This window comes from Sphingomonas sp. SAFR-052, assembly GCF_051965015.1.
Lineage (GTDB): Bacteria > Pseudomonadota > Alphaproteobacteria > Sphingomonadales > Sphingomonadaceae > Sphingomonas.
Genome location: NZ_JBQCMO010000010.1, coordinates 87,292 through 95,593 on the forward strand (window position 1 = coordinate 87,292; position 8,302 = coordinate 95,593).

Below are 8,302 nucleotides of genomic sequence, written 5' to 3' on the forward strand. Positions count from 1 at the left end.
CAACGCCGCCGCATCCGCGCCATGCGGCGGCGATGAGCGAACTGCCCAAGACTTTCGATCCCGCCGCCATCGAAGCGCGCTGGTATGCCCATTGGGAACTGGGCGGCCTGTTCCGCCCCGAGCGTCCGAATGCGACGCCATGGACCATCGTCAACCCGCCACCCAATGTGACGGGCAGCCTGCATATCGGCCACGCGCTCGACAACACGTTGCAGGACATTCTGGTCCGCCATGCCCGTTTGCAGGGCAAGGACGCGCGCTGGGTGGTCGGTACCGACCATGCCGGCATCGCGACGCAGATGGTCGTCGAACGGCAGATGAATGCCGCCGGACAGAAGCGCACCGATTTCAGCCGTGACGACTTCATCGCCAAGGTCTGGGATTGGAAGGCCGAGAGCGGCGGACAGATCACCGGCCAGTTGCGGCGGCTGGGCTGTTCGATGGACTGGACGAACGAACGCTTCACCATGGACGACGGCTTTTCGAAGGCGGTGCTCAAGGTCTTCGTCGAACTGCACCGCCAGGGCCTGCTCTATCGCGACAAGCGGTTAGTCAACTGGGACCCCGGTCTCGGCACGGCGATCAGCGACCTCGAGGTGGAAACGCGCGAGGTAAAGGGCAACTTCTGGCGCCTGCGCTACCCGCTGGCCGACGGGTCGGGCTTTATCGAGGTGGCGACGACGCGGCCGGAAACGATGCTCGCCGACATGGCGGTCGCGGTCCATCCCGACGATGCGCGCTACACCGCACTGATCGGCAAGCAAGTGCGCCTGCCGATTACCGGTCGGCTGATCCCGATCGTCGCTGACGAACATGCCGACCCCGAACTGGGTTCGGGCGCGGTCAAGATCACGCCGGGCCACGATTTCAACGATTTCGAAGTCGGCCGCCGCGCCGGCATCGAGGCGCGCGACATGCTCAACATGCTCGATGCGAAGGCGCATATCGTGCAGACGGCCGACGGGCTGATCCCTGAGGAGTTGCTGGGCCTGTCGAGCGCCGAGGCGCGCAAGGCGGTCGTCGCGCGGCTGAAGGACGAAGGTGTCCTGATACCGCATGTCGACAAGGACGGTGGCGAGCACGACGCCGAACCGCGCACGATCCAGACGCCCTATGGCGACCGGTCGGGGGTGGTGATCGAACCGTGGCTGACCGACCAATGGTATGTCGATGCCGCGACGCTCGCCAAGCCGGCGATCGAGGCGGTGCGATCGGGCGCAGTCAAGATCGTGCCGAAATCGTGGGAAAAGACCTATTTCAACTGGATGGAGAACATCCAGCCATGGTGCGTGTCGCGCCAGTTGTGGTGGGGCCATCGCATTCCGGCCTGGTTCGCCGAGGACGGCCGGGTGTTCGTCGCCGAAACCTATGAGGAGGCCCAGGCTGAGGCGGGTGCGGGGGTCGCGCTCGCCCAAGACGAGGACGTTCTCGACACCTGGTTCTCCTCGGCATTGTGGCCGTTCGCGACGCTCGGTTGGCCCGAGAATGACGATCCGACGCTCGGCGGGCGCTACAGCAACGACGTGCTGATCTCGGGCTTCGACATCCTGTTCTTCTGGGACGCACGGATGTTGATGCAGGGCATCCATTTCATGAAGGAGGTGCCGTTCAAGACGCTGTACCTCCACGGCCTCGTCCGCGCAGCCGATGGTGCCAAGATGTCGAAGTCGAAGGGCAATACCGTCGATCCGCTCGGACTGATCGACCGCTATGGCGCCGATGCGCTGCGCTTCTTCATGGCGGCGATGGAAAGCCAGGGCCGCGACATCAAGATGGATGAGAAGCGGGTCGAAGGCTATCGCAACTTCGCGACGAAGCTGTGGAACGCGACCCGCTTCGCGCAGGCCAATGGCATCGGCGCGTCGGCGACGATCGAGCCGCCCAAGGCCGAACTGGCGGTCAATCGCTGGATCATCGCCGAGACGATCGAGACGGTGCAGGCGTTGGATCTGGCGCTGGCCGACCTGCGCTTCGATGGCGCGGCGAACACCGTCTATCAGTTCACGTGGAGCCGGTTCTGCGACTGGTATCTCGAACTCATCAAGCCGGTGTTGCAGGGCGGGGCCGAGGGCGGTGACGAAACGCGCGCGGTCGCGGGCTGGGTGCTCGACCAAATATTGGTGATGCTGCACCCGTTCATGCCGTTCATCACCGAGGAACTGTGGCATGCGCTGGGGCAGCGGTCGAACGACCTGATCGTCGCGCGCTGGCCGACAGCGGATGCCCGCGCGATCGATCCGGCGGCGCGCGCGGAGATCGACTGGCTGATCCGGCTGGTAAGTGAAATCCGCGCGGCGCGGACCGAGCTGAACGTACCGCCCGGCGCGCAGCTGCCGCTGCATGTCCGCGATGCGTCGGCGGAAACGGTCGAGCGGCTGGCGCGGCAGGGGGCGGTGCTGGCACGGCTGGCGCGGGTCGATGCCGCGACGGGCGATGCGCCGGCGGGCGGGGCGTTGCAGATCGTGGTGGACGAGGCAACCTTCGTCCTGCCGCTAGGCGATGTCATCGACCTCGACGCCGAGCGGGTGCGCCTGACCAAGGCGATCGCGGCGGCAGAGAAGGAACGCGACGCGCTGGGCGGACGGCTCAGCAATGCGAGCTTCGTCGAGCGTGCCAAGCCGGAAGCGGTCGAGAAAGCGCGGGCGGACCATGCCGACAAGATGGCCGAGGCGGCGCGATTGCACGCGGCGCTCGGACGGCTGGGCTGATGTTGCTCCTTCCCGAAAGGGACGGGAGAGGCGTTACCCCTGCACCGGCGCCATCACTTCGATGATGCCGGCCGCGACCTTGGCCATGATTGGCGTCTTGGCCAAGACCTCGCCATCGATCGAGATCGGTAGCGGCGGCACGGTTTCGATGCGCAACGCTTTGCCGTGGAAGGTGACCGTATCGACCCGGCGCGAATTGAGCCGGAAGAAGCCCGCCGCCCAGTTGCGCACCAGGCTGCGCTTGCCCTTGCCGCACACGACCTGAACGATGATCTCGCCGCTGTCGAGCCGAGCTTCCTCGACCAGTTCGGTGCCGCCGTGGAAGCGGCCGTTGGAGATGCGGACCTCGGTCGCGGTCATGCGCTTGGCGTTCGTCCCTTCGCCGACGATCAGCTGGAAGGGGTGGAACTTGGCGAATTGCAGCGTCGCCCAAGCGAGGTAACCGGCGCGGCCGAACAGTTTCTTGACGCCGTGCGGCACGGTCTGCGCGATCTGCGGCGACAGGCCGATCGCGGCGCAATTGGCGAAATAATCACCGTCGATCATGCCGAGATCGATGCGCCGCGGACGGCCGGTCTTCAGCACCTCAACGGCGCCTGGAATGTCAAGCGGGATGCCGAGCGTCCGGCAGAAGCTGTTGGCGGTGCCGAAGGGCAGGACGCCGAGAATCACGTCATGGCCGAGCAGATAGTCGACCAGGCTGCTGATCGTGCCGTCGCCGCCGCCGAGGATCACCAGATCGGGCTTGCGCTCGAGTGCGCGTTTGAGCGTTGGCACTAGCTCGTCGGGGTTCTCGACGGCGTGGGCGTCGACCTCGAACGGCATGCCCTGCATCGCGCTGCACGCCTCAGCGAACTGGTCCTGGCCGCTGCGTGACCGGGCATTGACGATCATGGCGGCGGAGCGGATCTGCGTCATGCGGTCGGTAACGCTCCGTAACGAAAATCGAGCCACGCGACTTTGGGTTGAACGTGCTGCCGCTCTGGCCCACAAGTCGCGCCATGTCCGCTGCTTATCCCGCGCTGCGCCTGCGCCGCACCCGCGCCTCCGGCTGGAGCCGCCGCCTCCATGCCGAGACGGTCCTGACCCCCGCCGACCTGATCTGGCCGCTGTTCGTGACCGAAGGCGAGGGCGAGCCGATCGGATCGCTGCCGGGCGTATCGCGCTGGAACCTGACCGGCATCGTCGAGCGTGCGCGCGAGGCACGCGGCCTCGGTATTCCGGTGGTGGCGCTGTTCCCCAACACGCCGCCGCATCTGCGCAGCGACGACGGGGCGGAGGCGCTGAACCCCGACAATCTGATGTGCCGCGCGATCCGGGCGATCAAGGATGCGGTGCCCGAGATCGGCGTACTGACCGACGTCGCGCTCGACCCCTATACCTCGCACGGTCATGACGGCATCGTCGATGCGAACGGCTATGTGTTGAACGACGCAACGTCGGACGCGCTGGTGCAGCAGGCGATCGTGCAGGCGGAGGCGGGGAGCGATATCGTTGCGCCGTCGGACATGATGGACGGCCGGGTCGGAGCGATCCGCGAGGGGCTGGAGAGCGATGGCCATGTCAACGTCCAGATCATGGCGTACGCTGCCAAATATGCGAGCGCCTTCTATGGTCCGTTCCGCGACGCGGTCGGATCGCGCGGGCTGCTGAAGGGCGACAAGAAGACCTATCAGATGGACCCGGCGAACAGCGAGGAAGCGCTGCGCGAGGTGGCACTCGACATTGCCGAGGGCGCGGACAGCGTGATGGTGAAGCCGGGGCTGCCCTATCTCGACATCATCACCCGGGTGAAGGCGGCGTTCGAGGTGCCGGTCTTCGCCTATCAGGTGTCGGGCGAATATGCGTTGATCGAGGCGGGCGTGGCGGCAGGAGTCGCCGACCGTGACGCGCTGGTGCTCGAAACGCTGCTGGCGTTCAAGCGAGCGGGGTGTTCGGGGGTGCTGACCTATCATGCGGCGCATGCCGCTCGGTTGCTGGGAGCATGATCGATACGCAGCGACTGGTGCTGCGGCGCTGGCAGGAGCGGGACCGTGCGACCTTCTACGCGCATTGTTCGGACCCGGAGGTCATGCGCTACTTTCCCGCGCTGATGACCCGCGAGGAGGTCGACGCCGCCATCGCGCGGCAGGACGGGTTCGCCGATCTGCATGGCTATTGCTTCTGGGTCGTCGAGGATCGCGCCAGCGGACAGATGCTGGGCTTTTGCGGGTTGAAGCCGGGTGCGGAAGGTACGCCGCTGGAGGGTGAAGTCGAGATCGGGTGGCGGTTCGGCAAGGAGCATTGGGGCAAGGGGTTCGCCCGCGAAGCGGCGCAGGCGAGCCTCGAATGGGGGTTCGCCAACCTGCCGGTCGACCGGATCGGCGCGATCACCAGCCCGCCCAACACCCGCAGCTGGGGGTTGATGGAGCGGCTGGGCATGGTCCGCGACGCGGCGGGAGATTTTGATCATCCGGCCGTGCCCGACGACAGCCGACTCAAACGCCACATCACCTATTGGAAGCAGCGAGCGTGAGCGCGCCCGAAAGGACCGCGGGCTGGCCGATCCGCTGGATCTTCGTGGCGACGATCCTGACCGGATCGTTCCTGCTGTTCCTCGTCCAGCCGATGGTCGCGCGCATGGCGCTGCCGCAACTGGGCGGGGCGCCGGCGGTGTGGAATTCGGCGATGCTGGTCTATCAGGCGCTGCTGCTCGGCGGCTATGCCTATGCGCATCTGCTCGGCAAGCTGATGCCCAAGGCGCAGGCGGCGGTGCATTTGCTGGTGCTGCTGTGCGCGGCGGTATGGCTGCCGATCGGGGTCAATGCGACGCAGGTGCCCGCCGGGGTCGAGCCGGCGCTATGGGCGCCGTGGCTGCTGGCCGCGTCGATCGGTCCGCTCTTCTTTGCGGTGTCGGCACAGGCGCCGCTGCTGCAACGCTGGTTCGCGTTCCTCTGTCCGGGACGCGACCCCTATGCACTCTATGCGGCGTCGAACGTCGGCAGTTTCGCCGGGCTGATCGCCTATCCACTGATCGTGGAGCCGCTGCTGCCGCTGCGCTCGCAAAGCTGGGGATGGAGCGCTGGCTATGCGCTGCTGACCGTGCTCGTCACCGGTTGCGGCTGGTTGCTGCCGCATCGGCGCGAGCAGGCGGTGACCCTCGATCCCGGCGACGCACCGACGAAGCGGCGGGTGCTGCACTGGATCGTGCTGGCGCTGGTCCCATCGGGACTGATGCTGGCGACGTCGACCTTCCTGACCACCGATATCGTCGCGGTACCGCTGCTGTGGGTGCTGCCGCTGGGACTGTATCTATTGAGCTTCACCGTCGCCTTTGCCGACCGGCGTGGGCTGGCAGAGGCGATCACCCGCTATGCGCCGATCACCATCCTGGTGTTCGGGGGGATGATGATCGGCGGACATCACGACTGGCCGTTGCTCAGCGCGCTGGCGGCGCTGATGCTGTTGTTCGCGGTTTCGGTGGCGCTGCATACGAAGATGTATGCGCTGCGGCCGGCGCCCGCGCGGCTGACCGGATTCTACCTGGCGATGTCGGTCGGCGGCGCGCTGGGCGGGGTGTTCGCCGGGCTGGTCGCGCCGGTGCTGTTCGACTGGACCTATGAATATCCATTGCTGATCCTGGCGGCCGGAATACTCGCGCCGCTGCCGTTCCTGTTGCCGGCGACCGAGCGGCTGTGGCGCCTGGGCGGCGTGCGGCTGACCATCGCCGCGCTGGTCGCCATCAGCGCGCTGATCGTGCTGGGCCTTGCCAATCCAGACGACGTGCTTGGTGCGGCGCCAGAGCCGATCGCGTTCCTCGCCATCACCATCGTCGGAGCCGTCGCGATCGGATCGCGCGTGCCCTATGTCTTTGCGCTGGCCGGCGCGCTGTTCCTGTTTGGCGGCTATCGCGCGATCCAGTTATCGCTGGAACCCGGCGCGCGGACGCGAAGCTATTTCGGCGTCTACACCATCACCCGCGGGCAGGGGGTGAACGAGTTGCAGCACGGCACCACGCTGCACGGCATCCAACTGACCGGCAGTCCCGAGCGCGAGCGGACCGCGACCACCTATTATGTCCCCAATTCGGGGGTGGGGGAGGCGCTGCGGGCGGCGCCCGCGCTGTACGGTCGCAATGCGCGGATCGGGATCGTCGGGCTCGGTACCGGGACGCTCGCTTGTTACGCGCAACCGGGCCAGCAATGGCGCTTCTACGAAATCGATCCGGTCGTAGTGCGGATCGCGCGCGATTCGGGCGCCTTCACCTTCCTGCGCCGCTGTGCGCCCGATGCGCAGATCGTTCTGGGCGATGCGCGGCTGAGCATCGCCCAGGCGGCGGCGGGGAGCCTCGACCTACTGGCGCTCGATGCCTTTTCATCGGATGCGGTGCCGATGCACCTGATGACGCGCGAGGCGTTCGATACCTATGGCCGGGTGCTGGGGCGGCGCGGGCTGTTGCTGGTGCATGTCTCAAACCGCTATCTCGACCTCGCGCCGGTCGTGGCGCGAACGGCATCGGGATGGATGGCGGCGCAACTGGCCTATCAGCCGGTCGGTGGCGCGGCCGGGGACAGCGGATCGGTATGGATCGCGCTGACCCGCGATCCCGAGGTGCTCGGCGAATTGCTGGCGAGCGGTGGGTATTGGGAGCCGCTGCCGGTCACCGATACCGCGCCATGGACCGACGATTATGCATCGATCCTCCCGGTGCTGCGCGCGTTGCAATAAAGGCGTTCGAAGCACCCTTACCGCAAACTCGTCCCCAGCGTCGCGATGGTCGTGCGTTGCGCGTTGGCGGCTTCGGTCGCCCTCGCCAGCGCGGCGTCGAGCGCGGGGTAGGGCGGGGCACCGCCGGCGGCGCGGTCGATCGCGAGGCGTTCGAGATCGGCGAGCGGCGTGTCGATCGCGGTGCGCGCAACGTCGAGCTCGGCCAGCGCCACCTGTGCGTTCAGCCACGTTTCGCTGCCCTCGGCCTTGCCGGCGGCGGCGCGCACCAGTGGGCGTGCGCGGGCGACCGCCGCCTCGAACGATCGGGTCGCGGCAGCAGCCGCGCCGGTCGCGGCGGCGATCTTTCCGTCCAGTGCGGCGTCGGGTGTCGCGACCGGTACCGGCCGCATCGGCTCGGTAAGGCTGATCTGCTCGATCGGGCGCGGCAGCAGCGACGGATAGTCCCCACGCGTTGCGGCACAGGCCGACAGCAGGGCGGCGAACAGGATGGGCGGGAGCAGAGCGGCTTTCATCGGCCCCCGTTATGCGTCCAAAAAAAATCGTACAACAGGCTTGCCAGACCAAAATGCCACGTCTAACAGGCTGCCTCCACCGGGCACCCGTAGCTCAGCTGGATAGAGCATCAGACTACGAATCTGAGGGTCGGACGTTCGAATCGTTCCGGGTGCGCCATGGAAAACCCCGCCTGACCAGTGGTTCGGCGGGGTTTTCTTTGTCCGTTGTGTCCTGAGCGGCAGCGATAGGGTCGCAAACTTCGACGGCCGATGCGAACATTTGGCGCAGGGGCTTGCCAACCCAAAACCTCGCGTTTAACAGGCTGCCTCCACCGGGCACCCGTAGCTCAGCTGGATAGAGCATCAGACTACGAATCTGAGGGTCGGACGTTC

The 8,302-nt window shown here is 66.7% G+C and carries 6 protein-coding genes and 2 tRNA genes (1 of these 8 cut by a window edge); 6 read left to right on the top strand and 2 right to left on the bottom strand.

Features of this window, described 5'->3' with window-relative positions; all coding sequences use genetic code 11:
- Positions 1-32: 32 nt before the first annotated feature.
- Complete coding sequence (locus tag ACTHQV_RS16130) at positions 33-2,708, top strand: valine--tRNA ligase (protein ID WP_440491721.1); 2,676 nt, start codon at positions 33-35, stop codon at positions 2,706-2,708.
- A 33-nt stretch (positions 2,709-2,741) separates the two neighbouring features.
- Here ACTHQV_RS16130 and ACTHQV_RS16135 read toward each other — a convergent pair whose 3' ends face one another.
- Positions 2,742-3,626: a diacylglycerol/lipid kinase family protein gene (locus ACTHQV_RS16135; RefSeq protein ID WP_440491723.1), complete on the bottom strand. Its 885-nt coding sequence runs from the start codon at positions 3,624-3,626 to the stop codon at positions 2,742-2,744.
- Between the two features lie 83 nt (positions 3,627-3,709).
- Here ACTHQV_RS16135 and hemB point away from each other — a divergent pair, with 83 nt between their 5' ends.
- From hemB to ACTHQV_RS16150, 3 genes are read left to right on the top strand one after another with little or no spacing between them, the layout of a single operon-like run.
- The gene (gene hemB / locus ACTHQV_RS16140) at positions 3,710-4,696 is read left to right on the top strand and encodes a porphobilinogen synthase (RefSeq protein WP_440491725.1); all 987 of its coding nucleotides are present in this window, start codon (positions 3,710-3,712) and stop codon (positions 4,694-4,696) included.
- Positions 4,693-5,223 carry a GNAT family N-acetyltransferase gene (locus ACTHQV_RS16145; protein WP_440491727.1) on the top strand — a complete coding sequence of 177 codons (531 nt, stop codon included), beginning with the start codon at positions 4,693-4,695 and terminating at the stop codon, positions 5,221-5,223. The genes hemB and ACTHQV_RS16145 overlap by 4 nt, the downstream gene beginning before the upstream one ends.
- On the top strand, positions 5,220-7,415 hold the full coding sequence (locus ACTHQV_RS16150) for a spermidine synthase (protein ID WP_440491729.1): 2,196 nt from the start codon (positions 5,220-5,222) through the stop codon (positions 7,413-7,415). Before ACTHQV_RS16145 ends, ACTHQV_RS16150 begins: the two co-directional genes overlap by 4 nt.
- Positions 7,416-7,432: 17 nt before the next feature.
- Here ACTHQV_RS16150 and ACTHQV_RS16155 read toward each other — a convergent pair whose 3' ends face one another.
- Entirely contained in the window at positions 7,433-7,927 is a 495-nt protein-coding gene (locus ACTHQV_RS16155) for a hypothetical protein (RefSeq protein ID WP_440491731.1), read from the bottom strand.
- A gap of 83 nt (positions 7,928-8,010) precedes the next feature.
- On the opposite strand from ACTHQV_RS16155, the gene ACTHQV_RS16160 reads away from it, so the two are divergent.
- Both ACTHQV_RS16160 and ACTHQV_RS16165 read left to right on the top strand, forming a co-directional pair.
- A tRNA-Arg gene (locus ACTHQV_RS16160) sits at positions 8,011-8,087 on the top strand.
- A 158-nt stretch (positions 8,088-8,245) separates the two neighbouring features.
- Positions 8,246-8,302: transfer RNA gene (locus tag ACTHQV_RS16165), tRNA-Arg, on the top strand (it continues 120 nt past the right edge of the window).